This is a genomic window from Streptomyces sp. NPDC056222 (assembly GCF_042264065.1).
Taxonomy (GTDB): domain Bacteria; phylum Actinomycetota; class Actinomycetes; order Streptomycetales; family Streptomycetaceae; genus Streptomyces.
In genome coordinates this window covers 125623-150636 of the sequence record NZ_JBHJTL010000005.1, presented here as the reverse complement: position 1 = coordinate 150636, position 25014 = coordinate 125623, and the positions used below count along the sequence as shown (strand labels likewise).

At 70.9% G+C, this 25014-nt stretch carries 22 protein-coding genes and 1 tRNA gene; 14 read left to right on the top strand and 9 right to left on the bottom strand.

Annotation, left to right across the window (positions count from 1 at the left end):
* The first annotated feature begins 177 nt into the window (after positions 1-177).
* From ACFC0D_RS04695 to ACFC0D_RS04670, 6 genes are all read left to right on the top strand, one after another.
* Positions 178-738 carry a hypothetical protein gene (locus ACFC0D_RS04695; protein WP_376431001.1) on the top strand — a complete coding sequence of 187 codons (561 nt, stop codon included), beginning with the start codon at positions 178-180 and terminating at the stop codon, positions 736-738.
* A 30-nt stretch (positions 739-768) separates the two neighbouring features.
* Entirely contained in the window at positions 769-2316 is a 1548-nt protein-coding gene (locus ACFC0D_RS04690; RefSeq protein WP_376431000.1) for a hypothetical protein, read from the top strand.
* Positions 2317-2344: 28 nt separating this feature from the next.
* Positions 2345-3790: a type VII secretion-associated serine protease mycosin gene (mycP, locus tag ACFC0D_RS04685; protein ID WP_376430999.1), complete on the top strand. Its 1446-nt coding sequence runs from the start codon at positions 2345-2347 to the stop codon at positions 3788-3790.
* Positions 3791-4033: 243 nt separating this feature from the next.
* On the top strand, positions 4034-4495 hold the full coding sequence (locus ACFC0D_RS04680) for a hypothetical protein (RefSeq protein ID WP_376430998.1): 462 nt from the start codon (positions 4034-4036) through the stop codon (positions 4493-4495).
* A 5-nt stretch (positions 4496-4500) separates the two neighbouring features.
* Positions 4501-6321, top strand: a complete 1821-nt coding sequence (locus ACFC0D_RS04675; RefSeq protein WP_376430997.1) for an alpha/beta hydrolase — start codon at positions 4501-4503, stop codon at positions 6319-6321.
* Positions 6318-6902 (top strand): hypothetical protein, encoded by a 585-nt coding sequence (locus ACFC0D_RS04670; RefSeq protein WP_376430996.1) that lies wholly within the window; start codon positions 6318-6320, stop codon positions 6900-6902. Before ACFC0D_RS04675 ends, ACFC0D_RS04670 begins: the two co-directional genes overlap by 4 nt.
* Positions 6903-6948: 46 nt before the next feature.
* Here ACFC0D_RS04670 and ACFC0D_RS04665 read toward each other — a convergent pair whose 3' ends face one another.
* The 4 genes from ACFC0D_RS04665 to ACFC0D_RS04650 all read right to left on the bottom strand — a co-directional run bounded on the left by ACFC0D_RS04665 (position 6949) and on the right by ACFC0D_RS04650 (position 12371).
* The gene (locus ACFC0D_RS04665) at positions 6949-9027 is read right to left on the bottom strand and encodes a PQQ-binding-like beta-propeller repeat protein (protein ID WP_376430995.1); all 2079 of its coding nucleotides are present in this window, start codon (positions 9025-9027) and stop codon (positions 6949-6951) included.
* 31 nt (positions 9028-9058) lie between these two features.
* A complete protein-coding gene (locus ACFC0D_RS04660; protein WP_376430994.1) occupies positions 9059-11218 on the bottom strand; it encodes a protein kinase in 2160 nt (719 codons plus the stop codon).
* A gap of 4 nt (positions 11219-11222) precedes the next feature.
* Positions 11223-12131: a serine/threonine protein kinase gene (locus ACFC0D_RS04655; protein ID WP_376430993.1), complete on the bottom strand. Its 909-nt coding sequence runs from the start codon at positions 12129-12131 to the stop codon at positions 11223-11225.
* A gap of 165 nt (positions 12132-12296) precedes the next feature.
* Positions 12297-12371, bottom strand: a tRNA-Cys gene (locus tag ACFC0D_RS04650).
* Between the two features lie 287 nt (positions 12372-12658).
* On the opposite strand from ACFC0D_RS04650, the gene ACFC0D_RS04645 reads away from it, so the two are divergent.
* The 5 genes from ACFC0D_RS04645 to ACFC0D_RS04625 all read left to right on the top strand — a co-directional run bounded on the left by ACFC0D_RS04645 (position 12659) and on the right by ACFC0D_RS04625 (position 17696).
* The gene (locus ACFC0D_RS04645; RefSeq protein WP_376430992.1) at positions 12659-14113 is read left to right on the top strand and encodes an MFS transporter; all 1455 of its coding nucleotides are present in this window, start codon (positions 12659-12661) and stop codon (positions 14111-14113) included.
* A 46-nt stretch (positions 14114-14159) separates the two neighbouring features.
* A complete protein-coding gene (locus tag ACFC0D_RS04640; RefSeq protein WP_376430991.1) occupies positions 14160-14360 on the top strand; it encodes a CopG family transcriptional regulator in 201 nt (66 codons plus the stop codon).
* Positions 14357-14749 carry a type II toxin-antitoxin system death-on-curing family toxin gene (locus tag ACFC0D_RS04635; RefSeq protein WP_376430990.1) on the top strand — a complete coding sequence of 131 codons (393 nt, stop codon included), beginning with the start codon at positions 14357-14359 and terminating at the stop codon, positions 14747-14749. The genes ACFC0D_RS04640 and ACFC0D_RS04635 overlap by 4 nt, the downstream gene beginning before the upstream one ends.
* Positions 14750-14851: 102 nt before the next feature.
* Positions 14852-16642, top strand: a complete 1791-nt coding sequence (locus tag ACFC0D_RS04630; protein WP_376430989.1) for a DEAD/DEAH box helicase — start codon at positions 14852-14854, stop codon at positions 16640-16642.
* A gap of 412 nt (positions 16643-17054) precedes the next feature.
* Positions 17055-17696 (top strand): IclR family transcriptional regulator, encoded by a 642-nt coding sequence (locus tag ACFC0D_RS04625; RefSeq protein ID WP_376430988.1) that lies wholly within the window; start codon positions 17055-17057, stop codon positions 17694-17696.
* 126 nt (positions 17697-17822) lie between these two features.
* Here the strand turns inward: ACFC0D_RS04625 and ACFC0D_RS04620 are convergent, their stop codons facing one another.
* Complete coding sequence (locus tag ACFC0D_RS04620; RefSeq protein WP_376430987.1) at positions 17823-18782, bottom strand: ArsR/SmtB family transcription factor; 960 nt, start codon at positions 18780-18782, stop codon at positions 17823-17825.
* A gap of 91 nt (positions 18783-18873) precedes the next feature.
* Here ACFC0D_RS04620 and ACFC0D_RS04615 point away from each other — a divergent pair, with 91 nt between their 5' ends.
* Complete coding sequence (locus tag ACFC0D_RS04615; RefSeq protein ID WP_376430986.1) at positions 18874-20085, top strand: alpha/beta hydrolase family protein; 1212 nt, start codon at positions 18874-18876, stop codon at positions 20083-20085.
* A 9-nt stretch (positions 20086-20094) separates the two neighbouring features.
* A complete protein-coding gene (locus ACFC0D_RS04610; protein ID WP_376430985.1) occupies positions 20095-20889 on the top strand; it encodes a S16 family serine protease in 795 nt (264 codons plus the stop codon).
* Here the strand turns inward: ACFC0D_RS04610 and ACFC0D_RS04605 are convergent.
* The 4 genes from ACFC0D_RS04605 to ACFC0D_RS04590 form a co-directional block, all read right to left on the bottom strand.
* Positions 20822-22129 (bottom strand): MFS transporter, encoded by a 1308-nt coding sequence (locus ACFC0D_RS04605; RefSeq protein ID WP_376430984.1) that lies wholly within the window; start codon positions 22127-22129, stop codon positions 20822-20824. The two genes, ACFC0D_RS04610 and ACFC0D_RS04605, sit on opposite strands and share 68 nt — an antisense overlap.
* Complete coding sequence (locus tag ACFC0D_RS04600; RefSeq protein WP_376430983.1) at positions 22126-22350, bottom strand: hypothetical protein; 225 nt, start codon at positions 22348-22350, stop codon at positions 22126-22128. Before ACFC0D_RS04600 ends, ACFC0D_RS04605 begins: the two co-directional genes overlap by 4 nt.
* Before the next feature lie 18 nt (positions 22351-22368).
* Positions 22369-22983, bottom strand: a complete 615-nt coding sequence (locus ACFC0D_RS04595; protein WP_376430982.1) for an ArsR/SmtB family transcription factor — start codon at positions 22981-22983, stop codon at positions 22369-22371.
* 106 nt (positions 22984-23089) lie between these two features.
* Complete coding sequence (locus tag ACFC0D_RS04590; protein WP_329120067.1) at positions 23090-23566, bottom strand: Lrp/AsnC family transcriptional regulator; 477 nt, start codon at positions 23564-23566, stop codon at positions 23090-23092.
* A 121-nt stretch (positions 23567-23687) separates the two neighbouring features.
* Here ACFC0D_RS04590 and hppD point away from each other — a divergent pair, with 121 nt between their 5' ends.
* Positions 23688-24833 carry a 4-hydroxyphenylpyruvate dioxygenase gene (gene hppD / locus ACFC0D_RS04585; RefSeq protein ID WP_376430981.1) on the top strand — a complete coding sequence of 382 codons (1146 nt, stop codon included), beginning with the start codon at positions 23688-23690 and terminating at the stop codon, positions 24831-24833.
* Positions 24834-25014 lie beyond the last annotated feature (181 nt).

Sequence of the window (25014 nt, the reverse complement as noted above, 5' to 3'; positions counted from 1 at the left end):
TCCGGACCAGGTCTTCCGCGGCCGTGCGAATTCGGCCATCCAGGGCCTGGCGGAACGGCCCTTGGCCTGGCCGGCCACTGATCACCGTGCCCAAGTCGTAACCACGGGATCTGCGTTGCGCGTGCAACCCAGAGGTGCACTCTGTCCGTCGTCTTGACTAGAGTGAAGGTCTGAGACTTGTCGAACGGGGAGGCGGCGATGGCGGAGGCGTTGGACGGTGGCGGGGGAGCGGTTGGCTCGCTGTCGACGATGGGGATGTTCGGTGGGGTCATGGGGGCGGCTGCGGCGGCTGCCAGTCTGGCCGTCGAGGTAAGCGAGTTGGCCAACCTCAAGAGCCGCGTGGACCAGCTGCTCAAGGACTTCCAGGACTCCCACGCGGGCCCGGGCAAGATCGCCGCGGACTGGCTGGACAAGGGTGCGCTCGCGGGTCCGGGGTTCAAGGAGGCCGAGTTCCTCTTCTCCTCGTACGACGTCGTGCGCGAGGAGCTGGTCAAGTTCTCCAAGGTCCTCGGACTTCAGATGGAGAGCATGAAGATCGCGATCGATTTCTCGAAGACCGGGTACGAGAACATCGACGACGACATCCGCGCGCGCATGAGGTCGCTCAACACGCAGATCACGGACCTGCAGAGGCGTGAGAGCGACGAGGACGGGGATCGGCGTGCCATGGGTGGGACGTCGCAGACGGCCGTGCCTACGGGCGACGGCGACAGCCGTGGAGAGGGCAGCTACGGGTGAGGTACGAGACGGAAACGGGGGAAGACTCGCATGGGTGACACGCCCAAGACACCAGAAGCCGCATCGACGCCACTCGATGGGCTGACCAACGAGCAGCTGCTGGCCATGCTCACTCCGATCCAGAAGGAGCGGGCCGAGGCGCTTTCGATCAAGCTCGCGACTGCGGCGACGGAGATCACGAAGATCGCCGAGTACCTGCGCGCTCGCGCATCCGGCGGCCTCAACTGGAAGGGCGCGGCGTCGGAGTCGTTCGTCGAGTGGACGAGCGCCACGGCGAGCGCCACGTTCTACCTCGCGGGGTACACCGAGCTGGCCAGCAAGTGCCTGGCCGAGTCGGCCCAGGCCATGGTCGAGGCGAAGAGCGGCGTGGACGACCTCGCCAAGACGAGCGCGGACGCGAAGGCTGACTACGCGAGCGCTCAGCGCGTGAAGTACGCGGCCGCCCACGACCCCGGCGCGGGCAAGACCGACGTGAAGGACGCGACCGACAGCATGAACGCGGCGGCGACCGCTCGTGAGCGGGCGCGCATCGAGGCGATGATGAAGCTTCGTTCGCTCGGGCAGACGTACACGCACAACGGCCAGCGGGTGAACAGCGCGCCGAGGCCGGAGTTTCCGGCGCCCTCCAGCATGAACGATGAGTGGATCGCTCCGAAGGGCTACATGGCGGTCCCCGGCAGCTCGTCCAGCAGCCGAGTGTCGTCGACCACGGGTGGCTACGAGACTGCCGGGCGGACGAAGTCGACAGGCAGCAGTGACGGGTCCGTTGTGGGCGACACCGACGGCGGCGTCGTTCGCCCCGGTGATACGACCCCGACGAAGCCGGGCACGGTCGTCCCCGACCGTAACGTGGACATGGAGATCGACGGCGGTCTGGTGCTCCCCGACGCCCCGACCATTCCGTCGGGGCCTCCCGGCACCACGGCGCCGCATCGGCCGGACACCCCCATCACGTACCCCGACGGCAGGACCATGGTTCCGCCGTCCCTCACCGGCGGCTCGGGCAACCAGTATCCGCCGGGTGGGGGTGGCAAGGTCGCACCGACCATGCGAGGCCTGCCGGGCCCTGGGACCGTCGGTCCCACGAACCCCACGTCCCGTATGCCGCGGGACGGGATCTCCGGTGGCCGACAGGTGCCGCAGACCGGGCGTCCGCAGACCGGGCTTCCACGGAGCACGGTGATCGGTCAGGAGAGCACCCACGGCCGCGGTCCCATGGGTACCGGTCCGCACATGGGCACCGGTCCTGGACAGGGCCCGGGCTATCCGGGCGGGCGTCGACTGGCGACGGAGACGGGCGGCGTGGTCGGTGGCCGGGCTCAGCAGTCGGGCCAGGCCAGTGCGCGTCCCTTCACTCCGGGTGGCTCCGGCCTCGTCCGGGGTGGCCAGCCGGGTACGGGTACGGGTGCAGGTGCGGCACAGGGTCGTGCGATGGGAGCGCCGCTCCACGGTGCGGGTGCCCGGACCGGAGACTCTCGTTCCGACGAGCGGAACGGTGAGCGCCCGGACTACCTGACCGAGGACGAGGAGACGTGGCAGCAGGGCGCCCGTCGCATCGTCCCCCCGGTCGTCGACTGATCTCTTAACAAAGGACACGGAGAAGCGCATGCGGACCAGCAGTGGACGGGCCATCGGTTCAGGCTCCCTTGTGGCGGCGACCATGGCCCTGACACTGCTGGGCATCGGCGCGACGCCGGCTCATGCGGAGACCGTCCGTCAGCAGCAATGGCATTTGGATGCCATGAAGGCCGACGAGATGTGGAAGATCACCAAAGGTGCCGGCGTCACCGTCGCGGTCATCGATTCCGGCGTTGACGACTCCGTCGCCGACCTCCGAGGCCAGGTGCTCCCTGGCAAGGACTACTCGTCCCGTGCCGGTGACGAGAACAAAGACATCGACAATCACGGCACGAGCATGGCTGCCTTGATTGCCGCTACAGGGGCACGAGGCGCGGCTGCGGGCTCGTACGGACTGGCGCCGAAGGCGAAGATTCTGCCCATTCGCGTTGCTAGCAACACAGAACGCCTGCAGGGCAAGGTCACGGCGACGTTCGCGCAAGGGATGGCGACGGCCATTCGGTTCGCGGCCGACTCCGATGCGAAGATCATCAACATCTCTGCGGCCAGTCCGGTGACACCGCAGCCTGTACTCGCCGAGGCAGTCCGATACGCACTGTCGAAGAACAAGCTGATCTTTGCGGGAGTAGGCAACAGTGCTGACGAGGGAAATCAGGTCGAGTACCCGGCCGCGACTCCCGGTGTCGTCGGTGTGGGCGGGCTGACCAGGAAGGCGACTCGGTGGTCGAAGTCGCAGACTGGCCCGCAGGTTGACCTGGCAGCCCCTGCCGTAGACATCGTCAGTGCCTGCTCCGGCGGTACTCAGCTGTGTGGGGGTGACGGAACGAGTAACGCCACCGCCCTCGCCTCCGCCTCCGCCGCCCTCATCTGGTCCAAGTACCCCGACTGGACCAACAACCAGGTCCTCCGCGTCATGCTGAACACCGCGGGCAAGCCCAAGAGTGGTGACGCACGTACCGACCTCATCGGATACGGAGCCATCCGCCCCCGAATCGCCCTGACCAACCCCGGTGACCCCGGCCCCGCCGACGTCTACCCGCTGCCCGACCTCGCCGCCGCCGAGTCCGCGTCGCCTTCGGCGAGCGCCTCGTCCGCGCCGTCGGCGGCGCCCAGTGAGAAGCCGGCCACGGCCGCGCCCGCACCCGCCGCGTCGGAGGACGGCAGTAATTCCGGACTGTGGATTGCTCTTGGGGTCGGCGCAGCCGTCCTGATAGGCGGCGCCGTTGCCGCTGTTGTCGTGCGGTCGCGACGACGCAGTGAGACGCCCCCGGTTCCGGCCATGGCACCTGCCGCACCGCCGTACCCGCCCTACGGCCCCCCGCAGCAGCAGCCCAACCCGTACCCGCCCTACGGCCCCCCGCAGCAGCAGCCCAACCCGTACCCGGCCTACGGCTCCCCGCAGCAGCAGCCCAACCCGTACCCGCAGCAGACCACCCAGTACGGCCCGCCTCCCGGGCCCGGGCAGCCCGGCTGACGTACCCCGCAACCCGGGACGATCACGCCGGGCGTCAGCCTGCCTCCGGGTACCGGTCGACGTGCGCCTCGTCCACGGGTTCCGGAAGCGGTGGAGCGCGCCTTCCGCGGGGCTCAAATCGGTCCTCAGCGCCTGATTCGCCGGGATTCCGCATTGCACTTGTGTATGCCGGGGGCTCACCCGGTAGCGTTACCGCGCGCGTTGGAAATTGACGCATCGGGATTCGCAAAACGGGGAGACGCCGTGGCCGGTGAGACGCAACCGCAAAGCCTGCAGCAACTGCTGCAGGCCGAGAGCAGCAGTTCTTCGGGTGAGCCGGGGATGAAACTGGCACAACTCGCCCCGGAATCCGGTGGTGGTGGGGGTGGCGCTTCCGGTGGGGCGGCGGACCTCAAGCAGACCGAGGGGCCGTGGACCCACGCCGCGGGTGCTGTGGTGAAGCTGCAGTCCGACACCAGTTCCGCGCTGACGAAGCTGGGGACCTCGCACGACGGCGTGCAGGCGAACACCGAGGGGCTCGAGGCCACCGCCGCGCTCAGCGCCGTGCTGTTCTCCTGGCAGGAGCGTCTGAAGACCGTGCGGGACGAGGCCGGGAACCTGGAGGGGCCGCTGAGGCAGGTCGCCGTGGAGCACGGTGAGCTCGAGGCCGCCCAGCTGGCGAAGTTCGCGCAGATCGCGCCCAAGCCGGACAAGGGCGGGCGGTGATCGCGATGATGTCGATACAGGAACTCAAAGACCTCAAGCTCATTGAGCTCACGGAAGCCGGCCAGGGATGGGGCGACGTCAGCAAGCAGGCGTACGAGTCCCGCCGACAGATCGACAGCGGTGTGGTGCCCAAGCTGACCGACGTCACCAAGGGCATGTCCACATTGGCCGCAGCGGCCCGGCTCGGCCGGCTCAGCCGCAACTACCAGTACATCCACACCGAGTGCGGACTGCTGCAGTTCGCACTCAACGGACTCGCCCAGGAACTGGCCGGTCCCCAGCGGAAGTTGGTCAACGCGCTGGAGGACGCCAAGCACCTCGGGTTCACGGTCCACCCCGACGGATCGGTCAGCTACCCCGCCGCCGGCCCCGAGGTCGCGGGCCAGAAGCCGCAGGGTGACACGGTCAAGGGCACGAGCGGGTTCTTCGGCGGAGTGATGGCGGACGTCGCCGCCATGGCCAACCTCAATCCGAACGCGGCCAAGGCACAGGACATCGCCGACACGATCGGTGACGCGCTCGCCGAGGCCCGGAGGATCGACGGCGAGTACGCCACCGCCGTACGCAAGCTCAAGGCGGAGCAGGGCCTCGACGTCACCGAGAACACCTGGGCCGACGTCCAGAAGGACTCGCAGGCGGTGCACGGTGCGGCGGACGATGTCTTCAAGGACGGCATCCCCACCGACAAGAGCCCGGCCGAGCGCAAGGCATGGTGGGACGGGCTCAGCGAGGAGGACAAGATCGCGTACATGGCCGCCTACCCGGAGACCATCGGCAACCTCGACGGGGTCCCGTCGGTGGCACGCGACGAGGCGAACCGCAACTACATGCCCCAGCTCATGGGCAAGCTCGCCGACCAGGGCGACGAGGCGTCGATGACCAAGCTCGCCGGCCTGCGGGGCATCCAGGACAAGCTGAACACGGCATCCGAACCGCCCATGTTCCTGCTCGGTATCGGGGACCAGGGCAATGGTCGCGCCATCGTGGCCTACGGAAATCCGGACACCTCGAGGAACGTCTCCGCCTACGTACCGGGCCTCGGCACGAAGCTCGACGGGGAGTTCGCGGGTGGCACGGTGAAGCGCGCCTTCGACACCGCGTCGGGTGCCCGGGACATCGATCCCTCCAGCGCTTCCATCGTCTGGCTGGGTTACGACGCCCCGCAGGACGTCGACGTGATGTCCAAGGACGACGCCCAGCGTGGCGCGCCGGCGTACAACTCCTTCATGTCCGGTATATCCGCCACGAACGGTTTCGGTGACGACGCCCACATCACCGCGATCGGCCACTCCTACGGTTCGCTCACCGTGGGGCAGGCGACCCAGCAGCAGCCCGGCGGTATCCCCGGGGTCGACGACATCGTCCTGGTCGGCAGCCCCGGCGTCGGGGTGGACAAGGCCACGGACCTCGGTGTCGACAAGGGACATGTCTTCGTCGGCGCGGCGGATAACGATATCGTGACCAAGCTGCCGTCGGAAGGCTCGATCAAGGGCGGAGCCACCGGCGCCGCGATCGGCTCCGTGTTCGGCCCGGGCGGGGCGCTCCTCGGCGGTGCCATCGGTGCCGACGCGGGCGACATCGGCGACGACGACGTCTACTTCGGCAAGGACCCGGCGAGCGAGGCGTTCGGCGCCACCAGGTTCAGGGTCGACCCCGGCCCCCCGGTCGTGGACCCGAAGTTCCCCGACGTCTGGAACAGCGAAGTGGGCGACCTCGGAGCCCACTCGAACTACTTCACACCCGAGAAGGACCAGATGTCTGCCGACAACATCGCCGCCATCGTCGCCGGGCAGCCCGGACAGTTGATCCCGGAGGCCCGACGATGAAGCGCAGGGCACTGGCGGCGTTGGGCCTCATGGTCCTCGTCGCGGCCTGCTCGCCGACGGGCGAGGAGAAGGAACAGAGCGGCAAGGAGAGGGTTGTTCCGAAGATGGACATGCAAGAGGCTGCGGACAGGGCCGACAAGATCCTCGACGACACCTTCGCGGCGATCGTGCCTCCCGTGCAGTGGACACACCGGCAGACGATGGCAGGCAAGTGCTCCACCGACCGCAAGCGCACGGTCATGACCGTCATCTCCGAGGAGCGCCGGTCCGCATTCCTCGGCGTGGTCGACCGCCATTGGCGGAGCAAGGGCTTCACGTTCCGCGCGACGAGCAAGGACAAGCTTTCGGCGTACTACTGGACTCCTGACGGGTTCCAGGTGAACGTACAGATCGGGTGGAAGGGCCAGGCCCACCTCGAGGTGACCACCCCGTGCGTGGATCCGTCCGACGTGGCGCCCCCCACCGCGCCGCCGAACGGCCCCGACTACAGCAAGCAGCCGCCCACGGCGCCGAACGTCACCTCCGACTTCTGGTCCGCGAAGACTCCCGCGCCCGGGGCGTCGGCGACGCCGAGCAGCTGACGGATCGACGCCGCTCCCCAGCAGGTGACCGAACCCGCCATGCCGGTCAGAAGACCGGCATGGCTACCACCTGGCCCTTGCTGATCAGGAAGACCCGGTTGCCCGCGCCCACCATGCTCCATGGGCCGCGGTTGTCCCGCTCATACGTCCACACGCGCTTGCTGCTCGGCTTGGAAAGGCCGGATACGCCGTGCTCCGGTTCCCCCTCGATCACCCAGATGCAGCTCCCCTGGATCACGGGAGGAGTCAGAGGTGACCTTCCGCCCCTCAGGTCGGCGAACAGGTCGAGGTCCCTTTTCCCCGACTTGTCGAAGCGGTAGGCAAAGGCGCCCTCGACCGCGATGATCCCCTCGCCGTCAAGGGCGGGAGGCCCCCAGCCGCCCTGGGTGCCGCTCGGCGGCCAATGGGCGTCCACCGCCCACAACCGGCGTCCGTCGAGCGTCACGGCGGCCAGCGTCCGGCCGCCGAGGTAGATGGTGTCGTCGTCGATCAGAGGCTGCAGGACGGTCGTGCCCTGGCCGCGGATCTCCCACAGCTCGCGGCCCGTCATGGTGTCCACGGCCGAGACGTTGCCGCTCGCCAGGGACACGATGAGGCGATTCCCGCTCGCCGCGGCGAGCGGGCCTGTGTCGCCCTCCGGAGTCTTGACGGGGGGACCGGTCCAACGCACCTTCCGGCCGGTGATGTCGACGGCGCGCAGTGTCCCCTTCCTGGTGATGAAGTAGATGGCACCGGAATCCGTCGCCAACAGGACTGCCACGTCGGCATCCGCCACCGACCACCTCTCCGCGCTGGTCGACGCCTCGAGGACGACGAGCCGGCCGGAATCGTCCGCCACGGCCACATGGTCCTCGTCGACGGCGAGTTGCCGGGCGCGGGCGGACAGGTGAGGCAGCGTCCACTTCCGCTTCCCATCGGTGACCGCGAGGGCCGTGAGGCCGCCGTCCCTGGCTGCGAAGATCACCACGTCCCGCAACACGACCGGGGTGGGAAGAGGACCCCGGGCAGCGGCTTCGACCGGCCCCCACAGGGGCTTCGGCCTGATTCCCTCCTTCTCCGCATCGAGGAGAGGGGCGTCCGGAGCGTCTCCCGCAGGTGGGAGTGCGTTCGCGGCACGATCCCGGAGCCACCAGGCGGATCCGCCGCCGGCGGCCAGCAGCACGCCACCGCCGACACCCCACGTCGTGAGGAAACGGCGCCTGTTGGAAACCGACTCCACCGACTGCACCGAGGTGCGAGTCGCGGTGGTCTGCCGGCGGACGGTCGTCTCCCGAAGTTTGATCTCCTGGAAGACGGGCCCGTGGCGCCAGACTGGCCGGGCCTTCCGGGACACGGAGAAGACGCGGGCGATCTGCTCGGGTGTCGGGCGAAGAACCGCGTCCTTGGCGAGACAGGGTTCCACGAGTCCGAGGAGCTGCGGTGACAGCGAGGCAAGATCGGGCTGCTCGTGGACGACCGCGTACTGGACGGCCGCGACATGCGGTCCCGTGAACGCGCGCCTGCCGCTGGCCGCGTACACGAGAACGGCGCCGAGCGAGAACACGTCCGCAGCGCCGGTGACGCGCCGTCCGAGCACTTGCTCCGGCGCGCCGTAGCCGGGGGTGACAGGGGTCTGGCCCGTCGTGGTCAGCGTCAGCCCGTGCTCGGGGCGGGCGATGCCGAAGTCGACGACTCGGGGCCCGTCGGAGGTCAGCACGATGTTGGCCGGCTTGATGTCGCGGTGGATCAGCCCTGCCGCGTGAATGTCGCCCAGTGTCCGCGCGAGCGAGGAGGCCAGTGCCCGGACACTCTGCTCATCGAGTGCTCCGTGCGCGGATACGGCCTCCTCCAGGGTCGGACCGGCGAGGAACTCGGTGGCGATCCACGGCCTGCCGCCCTCCATCTGGGCACCGAGAACGCGCGCGACTCCCTTGCCTGTCACCGCCTGCGCGGTCTGCGCCTCGCGAACGAAGCGCTGGGCCAGGTGCTGGTCGTGCGCGAGGTCCGGTCGGAGAACCTTCAGCGCGGCAGGGCTGCCGCCCTGGTCGGCTCCCAGGTAGACCTTGCCCATGCCGCCTTCGCCCAGTACGCCGATGAGACGGTACGGGCCGAGCCGCAGCGGATCGCCGACATCGAGGGGGTTCATGGGTGGGGTACGTCCTGTCTGTCTGTACGGGTCACTGGAGAGGGAGGGCGATCAGGAAGTTCTCGCCCACGGCGAAGAGCCGTCCGTCCCGCTCCTGCGCGACGAGGTGGGCGACGTCGGTCTGGTAGACCCAACTGCTGCGGTGGGTCTTGAGATCGATGGCGCTGAGCCCCGACGCAATCTTGTTGTAGACGTGTCCTTCGCCCACGACCGGGGCCACACTCTCGTAGGTGTCCGCGCCCTGCTGCGCGCCGGGTCGCTGCTCGTGCCAGCGGATCTTCCCGTCGGCGGCGCCGACGGCGACGATGCCTGAGGACCCGACGGTGTACACCACGCCGTCCCGGACCGCCGAGGGGCCGAGGGCCTTACGCTCTCCGGCGGCGAACGACCAGGCGCGGCTTCCGTCGGAGAGACGAAGGGCCACGAGGGAGTCACCGCCGACATACACGTGCTGGTCGTCGATACAGGGCGGGATGCGTCCGGGGCCGTACTTGGACGTCAGCTGCCACCGTGTGGCACCGGTACGTACATCCCGGGTGACGAGGCGCGAGGTGGACTTCTCCCTGCCGAACTCGGCGGAGACGAGCACGCCGCCCCGCATGGACGCGCCTCCCACGAACGTGGTGTCCCCCTCCGGGTTGACGACTTCCTCCCGCCACAGCTCCTTGCCCGTGGAGACATCGACGGCGAGAAGGAACGACTTCGCCGGCGTGGCCCGCGTGCCGCCGGCCCCGGCCAGAAACACGACACCGTCGTCGGCGCAGACCAACTGAGTGGAGTACATGTTGGCGTTGAGGTCCTTGATCCGCGCCACGGCCGGTCCGAGATCACCGCTGTCCAGGTCGACGGTGTGGATCGCGAACTCCTTGTGCACGTCCTCCCGTCTCTGTGGCACGACGTAGATCTGCGTTCCGTCTGTGGTGACCGCTTGAGCGGACGTCTCCACCGTGCAGAACCATGCACTGTCACCGGTCTCCTGGTCCTGGGCGGCAATCCCCGTGCCGGCCACCACGGCCACGGCGTCCTCGATGACCAGAGGGAAGCCTCGTTCGTCCTCTCCGCCCACAGCCATGTCGCGGATCCACAGGGACGGCGGGCCGTCACCGAGCAAAGGAGCGGTGGGCAGCTTCTTGTTCTCCGTCGTCCCGCCGTTCTGCCACACCCAGGCTCCGCCGCCGGCGGCGAGCAGCGCGCCGCCGCCGAGTGCCAGAAGAGAGCGCCGAGACAGCAGGCGGGAAGACGGGCGTGGAGAACCGGTCGCCGCTGTCTCCGCGTACGGGTCGTCCGCCGGCGCCGGGAGGCGCTGGGGGTGGGGGAGCCAGACGTCCGTGGCGCGGCGGGCGATGTCGGTGAGGAGGAGGGCGGGGAGGTGGTCCGCGAACTCGCCCTGGCCGTCGTGGAGGTGGGCCGCCAGGTCCGTGGTCGTCGGGCGGGACGCCGGGTCCTTCGCGAGGCAGGCCGTCAGGAGGGGGAGCAGGGACTCGGGGACGCCCGTGAGGTCGGGGGTGGCGTAGCGGACGCGGTAGAGGAGGTCCGCCGGGGCGCCCGTGCCGAAGGGGCCGTGGCCCGTGGCCGCGAAGACGAGGACGCCCGCGAGGGCGAAGACGTCGCCGGCCGGGGTGTGTTCCTGGCCGCCCGCCTGTTCGGGGGACATGAACGCCGGGGTGCCCGTCGCCGCGCCCGTGCTCGTCAGGCGGTCGTCGCCGGCCGCGCGGGCGATGCCGAAGTCGATGATCTTCGGCCCGTAGGCGGTGACCAGGACGTTGGAGGGCTTGAGGTCGCGGTGGACGACGCCCGAGGAGTGGAGTTGCGCCAGGGCCCCCGCGAGGGCCGCGCCGAGTGCGCGGACCGTCGGCTCGGGAAGCCCGCCGCACAGCGACACCGCGTCGTCGAGCGGTGGGCCGAGGACGTACTCGGTGGCCAGCCACGGGGTTTCGGCCAGCGGGTCCGCGTCCACGACGGCCGCTCCGTGCCGGCCGCCGATGATCCGCGCCGCGTCCGTCTCCAGCCGGAAGCGGGTACGGAAGTCGGCCTGGGAGGCGAGCCGGGCGTGCATCGTCTTCAGGGCGACCGTACGGCCCCCGGGGGTACGGGCCAGATAGACCGTGCCCATACCGCCCGAGCCCAGGCGGGCGAGCAGACGGTACGCGGCGATGGCCGCCGGGTCGGCGTGGGTGAGTGGTGACAGCATCGCGTCAGTTCCAGGGCAGTTCGGCGGCGAGGATCTCGGACGACTGGCGGGCGAGCGCCGCCACGACCCGGCCGGGCAGCCGGCCGGGCGGCAGCAGCGAACCCGCCGAGCTCAGCACCGTCCCGTGCGGGGTCGGCGGCGCGAGCGCGGTCAGGACGTCGGCCGCGGTGGGTCGGTTCGCGGGGTCGCGGGTGAGGCAGGAAGCTGTCGACGGGCCCAGGGCCGACGGGAGTTCGGAGCGTTCCGGGGCGGTGTGCCCGGTGGACGCGTACGCGAGGACGGCGCCGAGCGCGTACACGTCACCCGGCGGGCGCGGCCGTCCGCCCGACGCCTGCTCGGGCGCCAGCGCGCCGGGGTCGAGGCCCGGGAGGCCGTCCCGCCGCTCCCCGTCCGGCGCCGCCGCCCGTACCGCCCCGAAGCACGTCAGGCGCGGGCCGTCGGAGGTGAGCAGCACGGCGGCGGGGGACACGCCCGAGTGCGTGACGCCCTGTGCGTGTGCGGCGGCCAGGGTCTCGGCGAGGGCGACGCCGATCGCCCGAACCGTTTCCTCCGGCAACGGGCCGCCGTGTACGGCGAGGGCGACGGGGAGCGGAAGCGCGGGAACGTACGGGGTCGCGTGGAACGGGGCGGAGGCCGGATCCGCCACCTCCGTCACCGGTGCGATCCACGGGCCCAGGAGCCGCTGCGCCGCCCGGGCCTCCGTCAGGAAGCGTGCGGGGTCGGCGCCGGGCAGGGGCGCGGAGAGCAGCACCGTACGGTCGCCCTCCGCGCTGCGGGCGACGAAACGGCGGCAGGGGACGAGTTCGGGGGACGGGTCCAGGCGGGTGATCAGACGGTACGGGCCGATCCTTCGCGCGGAATCCTCGTTCGGGCGCGGCCGTTCCACGTGCGAACCCCCCAGTCGTACGCCCATGCCGCCCCAGCGGTTGCTGGAGCAACAGGAGCCTACTCAAGTGGGGGGAGGGGGCGCGGGGGCGGTGATCCCCGCCAGACCGCCACCGGGTCAAATGAGACGGAGGGACCGAAAGGGCGGCACCCTTCCGAGGGTGCCGCCCTTTCGTCTGCCTGGTCAGGCAGCTGGAGACCGTGGCGGGAATTGAACCCGCGTAACTCGCTTTGCAGGCGAGCCCCTCAACCACTCGGGCACACGGTCGTGTTGTGCACGAGTACGACCGTAGGGCGGGGTGGGGAGGGGCTCAAGGGTTCCGGGCGGCGTGCAACACGACTGCCATGTGGCGTTCATGGTCGGCCCGTATTCGGTACGTCTGCCGCCCGTCCGCGGCCGTATCCGGTCCGCCCGCGGCCCGTATCCGGTCCGTCCGCGGGGTGTCTGTGCGCCGGCCGGTGGGGCCGTCGGTCCGTCGGCTTACGACCAAGGGACCAGGTCGGACCCGACTCCCGACAGGGTCCACTCAGTGTTATGCCCCTTACTCTGATGATATGAGCGCCCTCGAACCCCGCGACGCCGACGTCGCGCCCCTCGCCGCCGTCCCCTCCCCGGGCGGCGGATCCGTGCTCGACCGGGATCATCGGGCGCTCAGCATCGGCATCGTCTCCGTCGTCCTGCTCATCGCCTTCGAGGCGACAGCCGTCGGGACCGCGATGCCGGTCGCGGCGCGCGAGCTGAACGGGATCCCGCTGTACGCGTTCGCCTTCTCCGCGTACTTCACCACCAGCCTCTTCGCCATGGTGCTCTCCGGGCAGTGGTCCGACCGTGCCGGGCCGCTCGCCCCGCTCGCCACCGGCATCTCCGCCTTCGCGGCCGGGCTGCTGCTCTCCGGGACCGCCGGCGCGATGTGGCTGTTCATCCTCGGGCGGGCCGTGCAGGGGCTGGGCGGCGGGCTGGTGATCGTGGCGCTGTACGTGGTCGTCAGCCGGGCTTACTCCGAGACGCTGCGGCCCGCGATCATGGCCGCCTTCGCGGCCAGTTGGGTCGTCCCTTCCGTCGTCGGGCCGCTCGCCGCCGGGACGATCACCGAGCATCTGGGCTGGCGGTGGGTCTTCGTCGGGATCCCCGTGCTGGTCTTCCTGCCGCTCGCCCTCGCCCTTCCCGCCATCCGCCGTACCGCCTCCGGGCCCGCCGACCCGGCCGCGCCGCTCCCGCCGTACGACCGGCGGCGGATCCGGCTCGCGCTCGGGATCTCGGCCGGGGCGGGGCTGCTGCAGTACGCGGGCCAGGAGCTGCGCTGGCTCTCTCTGCTGCCCGCCGTGGTGGGCGCGGCGCTGCTGGTCCCGGCCGCGCGGGGGCTGCTGCCGCGCGGGACGTACCGCGCGGCGCGCGGGCTGCCGTCCGTGGTGCTGCTGCGGGGGATCGCGGCCGGGTCGTTCATCGCGGCCGAGTCCTTCGTGCCGCTCATGCTGGTCACCCAGCGGGGCCTGAGCCCCACGCTCGCGGGCATGTCGCTCGCGGTCGGCGGCGCGACGTGGGCGCTCGGCTCCTGGATCCAGTCCCGGCCGTGGACGGAGCCGTACCGGGAGCGGCTCGTGGTGATCGGGATGCTTCTCGTCGCGGCGGCGATCGCGACCGCGCCGGCCGTGCTGGTCCCCTGGGTGCCCGCGTGGACGGTCGCCCTGGCCTGGGCGTGGGGCTGCCTGGGCATGGGCCTGGTGATCTCCTCGACGAGCGTGCTGCTCCTGAAGCTCTCCGCACCGGAGGAGGCGGGCGCGAACTCGGCGGCCCTGCAGATCTCGGACGGCCTGTCGAACGTGCTGCTGCTGGCGGCCGGCGGCGCGGCGTTCGTGGCGCTGGGCGGGGGAGCGGTGGGGCACGGCGTGGCCTCGGGCGCGGGCGCGCACCCGGTGGCCTTCGCGGCGGTCTTCCTTCCGATGGCGGGGGTGGCGCTGGTGGGGGCGTGGGTGGCGACGCGGCTGGGTGGAAGTAACGGCGAGCAATGAAACGGGATGGTACCAATTTGGCCCCATCGAATGGTACTGTTCTGGTATGGCTATGAACCTTCGTCTCCGCGACGACCAGACCGAGGCACTCAAGCTGCGCGCCGAGCAGGAGGGCACCAGCATGCACGCCATACTCCTCCAGGCGGTCGACGACTACCTGGCGCGCACCGCCCAGCAGGCGATCGTGCGGAAGACCGCCATGGAGCAGGCGACGAAGTGGCACGAGCTCATGGAGCGCCTCAAGTGACGTGTGTCTACCTATCCGCCGAGGACGTTCTGGTCATCGCCGAGCACGCGGTCGATGACCAGACCGTTGTCGTGCGCGACGCGGGACTGCTCGAGTCGGCGGTTCACCGGCCGTCCGCCGCGATGTTCGGCGAGGAGGCGTACCCCGACCTCATCGACAAGGCGGCCGCACTCCTCCAGTCGCTGGCGATCAACCGTCCGTTCATCGACGGGAACAAGCGCACGGCCTGGCTCTCCTGCGTCACCTTCCTCGCCATGAACGGAGTTCAGCTGCGCCCGGACGTCGATGCCGCAGAGCGCCTGGTCATCGCCGTGGCCACGGGTGAGTTCGACGAGGTGAAAGTGATTTCGCACGTGCTGCGGGACCTCCTCCCCACCGACGTGAGCTGAGTCGCACCCCCGCCGCCCCCGGGGCGTTCGCACGAGGATCCGGTCGGGTCGCCGGTAGGGTGGCCCGGTTGTCATACCTGGACGAGCGTCGAACCGGAGACCGTGACTACCACCGCCACCTCCTCCCATCACCTCTCTCCCGCCTTCCCCGGCCGGGCCCCCTGGGGTACCGCCAACAAGCTGCGAGCCTGGCAGCAGGGCGCCATGGAGAAGTACATCCAGGAGCAGCCCCGTGACTTCCTCGCGGTCGCGACGCCCGGCGCCGGCAAGACCACCTTCGCGCTGACGCTCGCGTCCTGGCTGCTGCACCACCACGTCGTGCAGCAGGTGACGGTCGTCGCGCCCACCGAGCACCTGAAGAAGCAGTGGGCCGCAGCCGCCGCGCGGATAGGCATCAAGCTCGACCCCGACTACAGCGCCGGGCCGCTCAGCAAGGAGTACCACGGCGTCGCCATCACCTACGCCGGTGTCGGTGTGCGGCCCATGCTCCACCGCAACCGCTGCGAACAGCGCAAGACCCTCGTCATCCTCGACGAGATCCACCACGCCGGTGACTCCAAGTCCTGGGGCGAGGCATGTCTCGAGGCCTTCGACCCGGCGACCCGCCGGCTCGCCCTGACCGGTACGCCGTTCCGTTCCGACACCAACCCCATCCCCTTCGTCACGTACGAAGAGGGGAACGACGGCATCCGGCGGTCGTCGGCGGACTATACGTACGGCTACGGCAACGCCCTCGGCGACGGCGTCGTGCGGCCCGTCATCTTCCTCAGCTACAGCGGCAACATGCGCTGGCGCACCAAGGCCGGTGACGAGATCGCCGCCCGCCTCGGCGAGCCGATGACCAAGGACGCGATCTCCCAGGCCTGGCGCACCGCCCTCGACCCCCGTGGCGACTGGATGCCGAACGTCCTGCGCGCCGCCGACCAGCGCCTCACCGAGGTCAGGAAGGGCATCCCCGACGCCGGCGGGCTCGTCATCGCCTCCGACCAGGACTCCGCGCGCGCCTACGCCAAACTGATCCGCGAGATCACCGGCACCAAGGCCACGCTCGTCCTCTCCGACGAGGCCGCCGCCTCCAAGCGGATCGACGAGTTCAGCGAGAACAACGACCGCTGGATGGTCGCCGTCCGCATGGTGTCCGAAGGCGTCGACGTTCCCCGTCTCGCAGTCGGCGTGTACGCGACGACCATCTCGACCCCGCTGTTCTTCGCCCAGGCCGTCGGACGTTTCGTACGTTCGCGCAGGCGCGGCGAGACCGCCTCCGTGTTCCTTCCCACCATCCCCAACCTTCTCGGCTTCGCCAACGAGATGGAGGTCGAGCGCGACCACGTGCTCGACAAGCCGAAGAAGGACGGCGAGGAGGACCCGTACGCCGAGTCCGAGAAGGAGATGGCGGAGGCCGAGAAGCAGCAGGACGAGGACACCGGCGAGCAGGACATGCTGCCCTTCGAGGCGCTGGAGTCCGACGCCGTCTTCGACCGGGTCCTCTACGACGGCGCCGAGTTCGGCATGCAGGCCCACCCGGGCAGCGAGGAGGAGCAGGACTACCTCGGCATCCCCGGGCTCCTCGAGCCCGACCAGGTGCAGCTGCTCCTCCAGAAGCGACAGGCCCGGCAGATCGCGCACAGCCGCAAGAGGCCGGACTCCGAGGCCGATCTGTTGGAGCTTCCGGCCGAGCGGCGGCCCGTCGTTTCCCACAAGGAGCTTCTTGAGCTGAGGAAACAGCTCAACACGATGGTCGGTGCGTACGTTCACCAGAGCGGCAAGCCGCACGGTGTCATCCACACCGAGCTGCGGCGGGTGTGCGGCGGTCCGCCGAGCGCCGAGGCGACGGCCGGCCAGATCCGCGAACGGATCAAGAAGGTGCAGGAGTGGGCCACCCGGATGCGGTGAGTGCGTACGGGTGCGGCGCCCGCCCGCGGTGAGTGCCGAGGGGTGTGGGGGCGGCCCGTACGCGGGGGCGTACGGGCCTTTCGCGTTCCATGGGTCGTCCGTCGGGGTTGTCCGGACACCGTGTGCGTCGCACGTATCGTCGACTTTGTCCGGTGAATCTCCTTGACCGGCTGACTTCCGCCTCGAACCGACCGTATCCGGTCGCTCGCGCCCGGATTCTGGACGAGGTCTTCCGCTGAGCGGAGTGGATCGCTACTGTCCCCCGCAATGCAAACGCCCCGTGGCAGCGCCGCCGCGGAGCGCAGCCGGTGCGCATGGCCTGCCGGCGGCCTCTGACGTGCGTCGCCGCGGGACCGGCGCCGCTGCTCTCGTTTGAAGGTCCGCCGTCACTCACTCCGAAGGAGAGGGCGTCGTGACCGCGGAAACCTCCCAGACGCTCGACCGGGGCCTCAGGGTCCTCAAACTGCTCGCCGACACCGACCACGGCCTGACCGTCACCGAGTTGTCCAACAAACTCGGAGTGAACAGGACCGTCGTCTACCGTCTGCTCGCCACACTCGAACAGCACGCGCTCGTACGACGCGATCTGGGCGGTCGCGCCCGGGTCGGCCTCGGTGTGCTGCGGCTGGGCCGCCAGGTCCATCCGCTGGTCCGCGAGGCCGCGCTGCCGGCGCTGCGCTCGCTCGCCGAGGACATAGGCGCGACCGCCCATCTCACCCTCGTGGACGGGGCGGACGCGCTGGCGGTCGCCGTCGTCGAACCGACCTGGACCGACTACCACGTGGCCTACCGCGCCGGTTTCCGGCACCCGCTGGACCGGGGCGCGGCGGGCCGCGCGATCCTCGCGGCCCGGCAGGGCAGCCTGATCGAACCCGGCTTCACGCTCACCCACGGCGAGCTGGAGGCGGGCGCGAGCGGCGCGGCGGCTCCGCTGGTCGGGGTCACGGGCATCGAGGGCAGCGTGGGCGTCGTGATGCTCGCGGACGCGGTGCCGGAGCGGGTGGGGCCTCGGGTCGTGGACGCGGCGCGCGAGGTCGCCGACGCGTTGCGCTAGGGCGCGCGGCGGGCTGCTCCCACCCCTTGTGGGCAATCGTCCCGCAGGGCTGGGGACCCCCCGGACGGAGTCTGGCGGGACCCCCAGCCCTGCGGAAACGTCGCCCCCACGGCGACGGCGGGGGTGTCAGCTCCCATCGCCCACCAGAAGATCTCCCAGCGCTGTTCTGCGGTGCTCCACCGACCGGCCCGCTCTCGTCGTCGTGATCAGGCCCGCGCCGCGCAGGGCCGACGCGTGCGCCGACGCCGTCGCGTTGCTGATGCCCAGGCGGCGGGCCAGGGTCGTCGTCGTGTGGGCGTCGGCCAGTGCGCGGAGGAGTTCCAGGCGGGTGCGGCCCAGGACCGTTGCCAGGGAATCGTCCGTGCCGGGCGCCGCGTCCGGGGTGAGCGGCAGGCCGGGGCCCGCCGCGTAGGTCACGACCACCGGTCGGTCCGGCAGGTCCTGGACGAGCGGACGGCCGGTCCAGTGGAAGGTCGGCAGGAGGACGAGACCGCGTCCGGCCAGCGGTATCTCCCGCGGCTCCGGCGCCGCCCACTCCCAGACGCCGTCCCGCAGCCGCGTGCCCGGGACCAGAGCCGGCAGGGCGGCACCGACGCCGTGTTCGGCGACCGTCACGGCGTGGCGGGTGAACTCCGCCCGGTGCAGGTCCTGCACCTGTGCCCACACCGGTGCCACCACCTTCTCGAACGCCGCCCGCTGGGCGCGGCGCAGCACATGCCGGGCGCCCGCCCCGCCCGCGTGGAGCTCGCGGATCCACCGTGGGGACGGACGCCCCGCGTACACCCGCTCCAGTTCCGACCGCACCAGCTCGGAGGGGGCCGCCTCCACCAGGTCGAGGCCCTCCGTCAGCGTCTCGCCGAGCACGTCCAGGAAGAGCGGGGGATCGCCCGCCGGGACCAGGTCCGCGAGCGGTGCCACGGCGTCCGGCAGGGACCGCAGCACCCGTCGTCGCCAGCGGTCGTGGAGCAGCTCGTCGCCGCCGCCGAACATCATCATGAAGGCCGCGTTCAGCTCCGGCACCGGGGCCGCCCGGGCGGCGAACCGTACCCGGGCGAAGTCCTCCGCCGTGAACCGGATCCGGATCAACGCCGCCGCCTCATTCCGCTCTCCCCCGCAAGCCTTTCGATCACAGCCTCAACCTTCGTCCGAAGCCCCTGCCCCGCGCCAGCCTGTCCGCATGACAACTCCCCGCGAGACCCGACCGACCGCACCGACCCGACGGACCGCATCGACCCGACCGACCGGGCCGACCCGACGGACCGTCACCAAGGCGGGCGTCCTCGCCGCCGCCCTCGCGCTCGCCCCGACGGCCGCCCGAGCCGCCGCCTCCACCCGGCTCCGGCTGCCCGCACCCACCGGCCCGTACAAGGTCGGCGCCACCACCCTCCACCTGGTCGACCCCTCCCGTAACGACCCGTGGGATCCCGCGATCGGGGTACGGGAGGTCATGGTGACCGTCCTCCACCCGGCCCGGACCGTCCGCGGCCGTCCGCGCGCACCCCAGCTGACCGCGGGCGCCGCCGAGCTCTTCGCCGAGCTCGCCCCCGGCATCCACCCGGGGCTTCCCCCGGCCAGTGTCGACTGGGCGGCCACCCTCACGCACTCCCACACCGGCGCACCCGTCCTGCCCGGCCGCTGGCCCGTGCTGCTGTACAGCCCGGGTGGCGGCGACGCCCGCACCATGGGTACGTCCCTGGCCGAGGAGCTGGCGAGTCACGGCTGGGCCGTCGTCACCGTCGACCACCCGGGGGACGCGAGCCAGGTGGAGTTCCCCACCGAGCGGCCGGGCCGCGACAAGGTGCGCCCGACCGTCTTCCTCGGCCCGCCCGACGCCGAGCAGTTCCGCACCATGATCGACACCCGTCTCGCCGACGTCCGCTTCGTCCTCGACCGGCTCGAAGCCCTGGAAGGCCCCCTCGGCCGCGCCCTCGACCTGGGGCGGGTCGGGATCTACGGGCACTCGGCCGGTGGGACCACGGCCGCCCAGACGCTGTACGACGACCGGCGGATCGCCGCCGCGGTGAACCTGGAGGGCTACCTGGACCGGGCGGACGGCGAGCTCTTCCCGGTGGCCCGGTACGGCGTCGACCGCCCGCTGCTCCTGCTCGGCACCGACGGGTTCCGCGACGCGCGGCTCGACCGCTCCTGGTCCGCGATGCTCGCCCACCCCACGGGCCCGACCCGCCGGCGGCAGCTCGACGACGCGGCGCACGGTGTGTTCGCCGACTTCGCCGCCCTTGTGCCGCAGCTGCACGCCGCCGGTCTGGTGACCACCGCGGACCGGGTCCGGCTCGTCGGTGCGATCGATCCCAGGGTGTCCGTGCCGGCGGTGCGCCGGCTGATCCGCTCCTTCTTCGCCCGGACCGTCCCGCTCAGGGGCGCCCAGTAGATTGGGTGCGTGCTCTCCAGTCTCACGCGTAACCGTGCCCTCGCGCTCTGCGCCCTGCCCGTCGCCGCGCTCTTCGCGGTCGTCGGCCTGGCGCCGCTGCCGTACGCCATCGCACAGCCCGGCACGACCGCCGACGTGCTCGGCAAGGACAAGGGGCGCGAGGTCATCACCATCAGCGGCAAGCCGGTCCTCCCGACGGAGGGCGAGCTGCTGATGACGACCATCTCCGCCACCGGGCCCAGCGTCGACAACGACTTCGGCGATGTCGTCGACGCCTGGTTCCGTACCGACCGGGCCGTGCTGCCGCGCGACTCCGTCTACCCTCCCGGGAAGTCGGACGCCGAGGTCGAGAAGCACAACCTGGGAGAGATGAAGGAGTCGCAGGACGCCGCCACCATGGCCGCCCTCGGGTACCTGAAGCTCGACCCGAACGACGTCGACGTCACGCTTCACCTCGCCGACATCGGCGGGCCGAGCGCGGGATTCATGTTCTCCCTCGGGATCGTCGACAAGCTCGCAGGCGACGGCTCGGGCGGCGGCCTCACCGGCGGCCGGACCATCGCCGGTACGGGAACGATCGAGCCGAACGGCACGGTCGGCGCCGTCGGCGGGGTCTCCCTGAAGACCCAGGCCGCGGGCCGGGACGGGGCGAGCGTCTTCCTCGTACCGAAGGCGGAGTGCTCCGACGCGCAGGCGGAGCTGCCGAAGGGGATGCGACTGATCCCGGTCTCCACGCTCAGCGACGCGGTGTCGTCGCTCCGGGCGCTGGAGCAGGGGCAGGAAGCGAAGATTCCGAGCTGCTGACGTCCTTCGGGGCGGTGTCCATCCCGCGCCAGGCCGGGAAGACCATCGGGGCGAGGGTGGCCAGGAAGTAGGCCCCGCCGAGCGTGAGCAGCGCCGCCGTCAGGCCGGTTCGTTCGACGAGCTGCCCGGCGACGAGGCCGCCGAGCGGGGTGGCGAGGAGCACCCCGGCCATCGTCACCCCGGACACCCGGCTGCGCAGGTCGTCGGGGACGCGTTCGTACATCACGGTGGCCAGGATCGGGTTGAGGAGCCCGGCCCCGAACCCGCCGGCCGCCATCGTGACGAGCAGCGGCAGCGTGGTGTCGGTGAGCGCGGCCACCGCGTACGGCGGGGCCCCGCACAGAATGAACCCGGCAGTGAAGACCGCCCGGCGCGGGAAGCGGTGGCCGATCGCCCCGTACAGCACCGCGGCGAGCAGCGCGGAGCCGCCGAAGACGGCGACGAGCAGTCCGAGGGCGGCGGAGCCGCCGAGGTTCTCCCGGGCGTGGACGGGCAGCAGGACCGAACTCCAGCCCTGGGCAAGGCCGTTGGTCACCATCACCATCAGGACGATGCCGAGCAGCAGCCGGGAGCGGAGCACGAACGCGTACCCCTCGCGCAGCTCGGTGCGGTAGCCGGAGAGGGAGAAAGGGGCCGGGTCGCGCTGGGGCGCGGCGGACGGCACGCCCCGCAGGCCGACGAGGACGAGCAGGGCGGAGAGCCCGAAGGTGGCGGCGTCGAGGATCAGCACGGTGTCCGCGCCGATGAGGGCGACGAGGACGCCGGCGAGGGCGGCGCCGGTCATCCGGGCGCCCCGTGAGACGGCGTCGTAGAGGCTGGCGGCGCGGGGGAGCGGGGTCCCGGCGCGTTGCGCGAGGTCGGGGATCAGGACGTGGCGGGCGGTCTCGCCGGGCGCGTGGAAGAGGCCTGTCACGGCCATCAGCGCGCACAGCATCCAGAACTCGAGCACGCCCGCACGGTGCAGGAGCGGGATCGCTGCCAGCGCGAGCGCGCAGACGAGGTCGGAGACCACACTGATCCGGCGGCGCCCGATCCGGTCGATGACCGGGCCGCCGACGATCGCGGAGGCGACGACGGGAACGGCCGCGCAGAAGGCGACCAGGCCGGCCTTGCCGGGGCTGCCCGTGGTGTCGAGCGCGAACCACGGGACACCGATGAGGGTGAGCGCGTTGCCGGTGATGGATATGGCGTTGGCGGCCAGGACGGTGGCCAGCGGAGCACGTCCCCCGGGAGCGCTCATGCGGCGAGCGGGAGGCGTCGGGCGCCGTTGGCGGGTCGGGCCGTGGCCGGGACGGCGAGCCGCAGCCCTAAGGCGACCAGCGTCCAGCCGATCCGGGCGCGGACGGGGGCGTGGGCCGGGGTGTGGGGCAGGGAGTCGGCGGCCGCCCGGTGGAGTTGGGTCGACCGGTGGAGTTCGGCCGCGTCGAGGTGGTGCAGGTGAAGGTGGATGTCGGCGTGCATGGCCTCGTGATCCCTTTCTCAGTTCTCGTACTGGGGGAACGCGTGCAGGTGCATCCGTACGCGGGCGGCGCCGGGCGCGTCGGGGTCGGCGCTGTCGCGATACGCGTCGATCAACTCGTGGATCTCCGCGGTGAGTCGGCGCAGCCGCTCGGGCGGCAGGCGAAGCGTGAAGTCGCTCATGTCGGACGTGCCGAGCCAGCTCTCGTCCCATTCGTGACGGGTGCCGAGCCAGGTGTTGAGCTCCTGGGCGTGGATGGTCGCGATCTCGTGGAGGTAGACCTCCACGGCGCCCCTGACTTCGGGGTCGGGGTTCTTGTACAGCGACTCGTCGAACGTCGTGCCCTGTACGGCCGCTTTCCACCACCGCTCCCGGCCCTTGCCTCGCGTCGTGTCGTCCTCGACGAAGCCGTGTACGGCGAGCTGGCGCAGGTGGTAGCTGGTCGCCCCGCTGGACTCGCCGAGCCGCTCGGCCAGTTGGGAGGCGGTGGCGGGGCCGTGGTGGCGCAGGGCGCGCAGCAGCTGGATGCGGAGGGGGTGGGCGAGGCCGCGCAGCGAGCGCGGATCGAGTGTGCGGCTCAGGGGCTTCTCGGGCCGGGGCTTCTCGGGCTGAGGCTGGGACTCGGGCTCGGGCATGGCTCGAGCCTAGAGTTGCAAAGAGATGCTTGCAAGGGATTCTTTGCAACTACTTCTTTGGAATCCAGGGGGAGTTCTGGCGATCGACGGCGGATCGGTCGGTCGGCTACAGCGGCCCGTCCTCCGCCGCCTGTTCCACCAGCGGGATGATCCGCAGCGGTACGGGGTTCTCCATCACGATCGCCGTGGAGGCCCGCACGATGCCCTCGAAGCCGACGACACGGTCGATCACCCGCTGGAGGTCCGCGTTGGAGCGGGCGACCAGCCGGCAGAGCATGTCCCCGTGGCCGGTGGTCGTGTGCAGCTCGAGCACCTCGGGCACGGTCGCCAGATGACCCCGGACATCGGGCCCCTGTCCCTGCTTGATCTCCAGCGTCGCGAACGCCGTCACGGGATAGCCGAGCGCCGCCGGATCGACCTGGGGCCCGAACCCGCGGATCACGCCGTTGGCCTGGAGCCGGTCCAGACGCGCCTGGACCGTGCCGCGCGCCACCCCGAGCCGGCGTGAGGCCTCCAGGACCCCGATCCGCGGCTCCCGGGCGAGGAGCACGATCAGCCGCCCGTCCAGATGATCGATCGCCACAGTGGCCTCCCCATGGTCATCCTGTACAAGTATCCCCGCCATACTGGCCCGCTGCTGTGCAGATTGCCCAGTGCTCCGGCGAACTATTGCGCAGCTTGCCGATCGGCGGGACTCTGCCGCTATGACTGAGACCATCGATCACACCCCTTCCACGGCGCGGCAGGCCGATCCCTTCCCCGTGAAGGGCATGGACGCGGTCGTCTTCGCCGTCGGCAATGCCAAGCAGGCCGCGCACTACTACTCCACGGCCTTCGGCATGAAGCTCGTCGCGTACTCCGGACCGGAGAACGGCAGCCGCGAGACCGCCAGCTACGTCCTGACGAACGGCGCCGCCCGCTTCGTGTTCACCTCCGTCATCAAGGTCGCCACCGACTGGGGACGCTTCCTCGCCGAGCACGTCGCCGAGCACGGCGACGGTGTCGTCGACCTGGCGATCGAGGTGCCCGACGCGCGCGCCGCGTACGCCTACGCCGTCGAGCACGGCGCCACCGGCATCACCGAGCCGTACGAGGTGAAGGACGAGCACGGCACCGTGGTCCTCGCCGCCATCGCCACGTACGGCAAGACCCGCCACACCCTCGTCGAGCGCTCCGGCTACGACGGCCCGTACCTGCCGGGCTTCGTCGCCGCCAACCCGATGGTCGAGCCGCCGGCCAAGCGCACCTTCCAGGCGATCGACCACTGCGTCGGCAACGTCGAGCTCGGGAAGATGAACGAGTGGGTGGCCTTCTACAACAAGGTCATGGGCTTCACGAACATGAAGGAGTTCGTGGGCGACGACATCGCGACCGAGTACTCGGCGCTGATGTCGAAGGTCGTCGCCGACGGCACGCTCAAGGTCAAGTTCCCGATCAACGAGCCGGCGATCGCGAAGAAGAAGTCGCAGATCGACGAGTACCTGGAGTTCTACGGCGGCGCGGGCGTCCAGCACATCGCGCTGGCCACGAACGACATCGTGGCGACGGTGCGCTCCATGCGCGCCGCCGGTGTCCAGTTCCTCGACACGCCGGACTCGTACTACGACACCCTCGGCGAGTGGGCCGGCGAGACCCGGGTGCCCGTCGAGACGCTCCGTGAGCTGAAGATCCTCGTCGACCGCGACGAGGACGGCTACCTGCTGCAGATCTTCACCAAGCCGGTCCAGGACCGCCCGACCGTCTTCTTCGAGATGATCGAGCGCCACGGCTCCATGGGCTTCGGCAAGGGCAACTTCAAGGCCCTGTTCGAGGCGATCGAGCGCGAGCAGGAGAAGCGCGGCAACCTGTAGTCCACCGAGGCCGGACGGGCCCGGGGCGACCGCCCCGGGCCCGTCACTGTGAGCACCCGGGCCACCCCCGGGGCGCCGGCACGCTGCGGCGCCCGCGGGGTTGGCGCCGCAGCGCGACCGGCTCACGCGTGTTCCCAGGGCGGTGCCCACCCTCACCTCGGTTGTGGGCAGGCGCCCCGCA

Bases quoted from the DNA above. Each gene is read 5' to 3' on its own strand.
- ACFC0D_RS04660 (WP_376430994.1), bottom strand. From the start codon at position 11,218: ATGCTGTCACCACTCACCCACGCCGACCCGGCGGCCATCGCCGCGTAC.
- ACFC0D_RS04655 (WP_376430993.1), bottom strand. From the start codon at position 12,131: ATGGGCGTACGACTGGGGGGTTCGCACGTGGAACGGCCGCGCCCGAAC.
- ACFC0D_RS04690 (WP_376431000.1), top strand. From the start codon at position 769: ATGGGTGACACGCCCAAGACACCAGAAGCCGCATCGACGCCACTCGAT.
- ACFC0D_RS04595 (WP_376430982.1), bottom strand. From the start codon at position 22,983: ATGCCCGAGCCCGAGTCCCAGCCTCAGCCCGAGAAGCCCCGGCCCGAG.
- ACFC0D_RS04615 (WP_376430986.1), top strand. From the start codon at position 18,874: ATGACAACTCCCCGCGAGACCCGACCGACCGCACCGACCCGACGGACC.
- ACFC0D_RS04675 (WP_376430997.1), top strand. From the start codon at position 4,501: ATGATGTCGATACAGGAACTCAAAGACCTCAAGCTCATTGAGCTCACG.
- ACFC0D_RS04640 (WP_376430991.1), top strand. From the start codon at position 14,160: ATGGCTATGAACCTTCGTCTCCGCGACGACCAGACCGAGGCACTCAAG.
- ACFC0D_RS04645 (WP_376430992.1), top strand. From the start codon at position 12,659: ATGAGCGCCCTCGAACCCCGCGACGCCGACGTCGCGCCCCTCGCCGCC.
- ACFC0D_RS04605 (WP_376430984.1), bottom strand. From the start codon at position 22,129: ATGAGCGCTCCCGGGGGACGTGCTCCGCTGGCCACCGTCCTGGCCGCC.
- mycP (WP_376430999.1), top strand. From the start codon at position 2,345: ATGCGGACCAGCAGTGGACGGGCCATCGGTTCAGGCTCCCTTGTGGCG.
- ACFC0D_RS04665 (WP_376430995.1), bottom strand. From the start codon at position 9,027: ATGAACCCCCTCGATGTCGGCGATCCGCTGCGGCTCGGCCCGTACCGT.
- hppD (WP_376430981.1), top strand. From the start codon at position 23,688: ATGACTGAGACCATCGATCACACCCCTTCCACGGCGCGGCAGGCCGAT.
- ACFC0D_RS04670 (WP_376430996.1), top strand. From the start codon at position 6,318: ATGAAGCGCAGGGCACTGGCGGCGTTGGGCCTCATGGTCCTCGTCGCG.
- ACFC0D_RS04600 (WP_376430983.1), bottom strand. From the start codon at position 22,350: ATGCACGCCGACATCCACCTTCACCTGCACCACCTCGACGCGGCCGAA.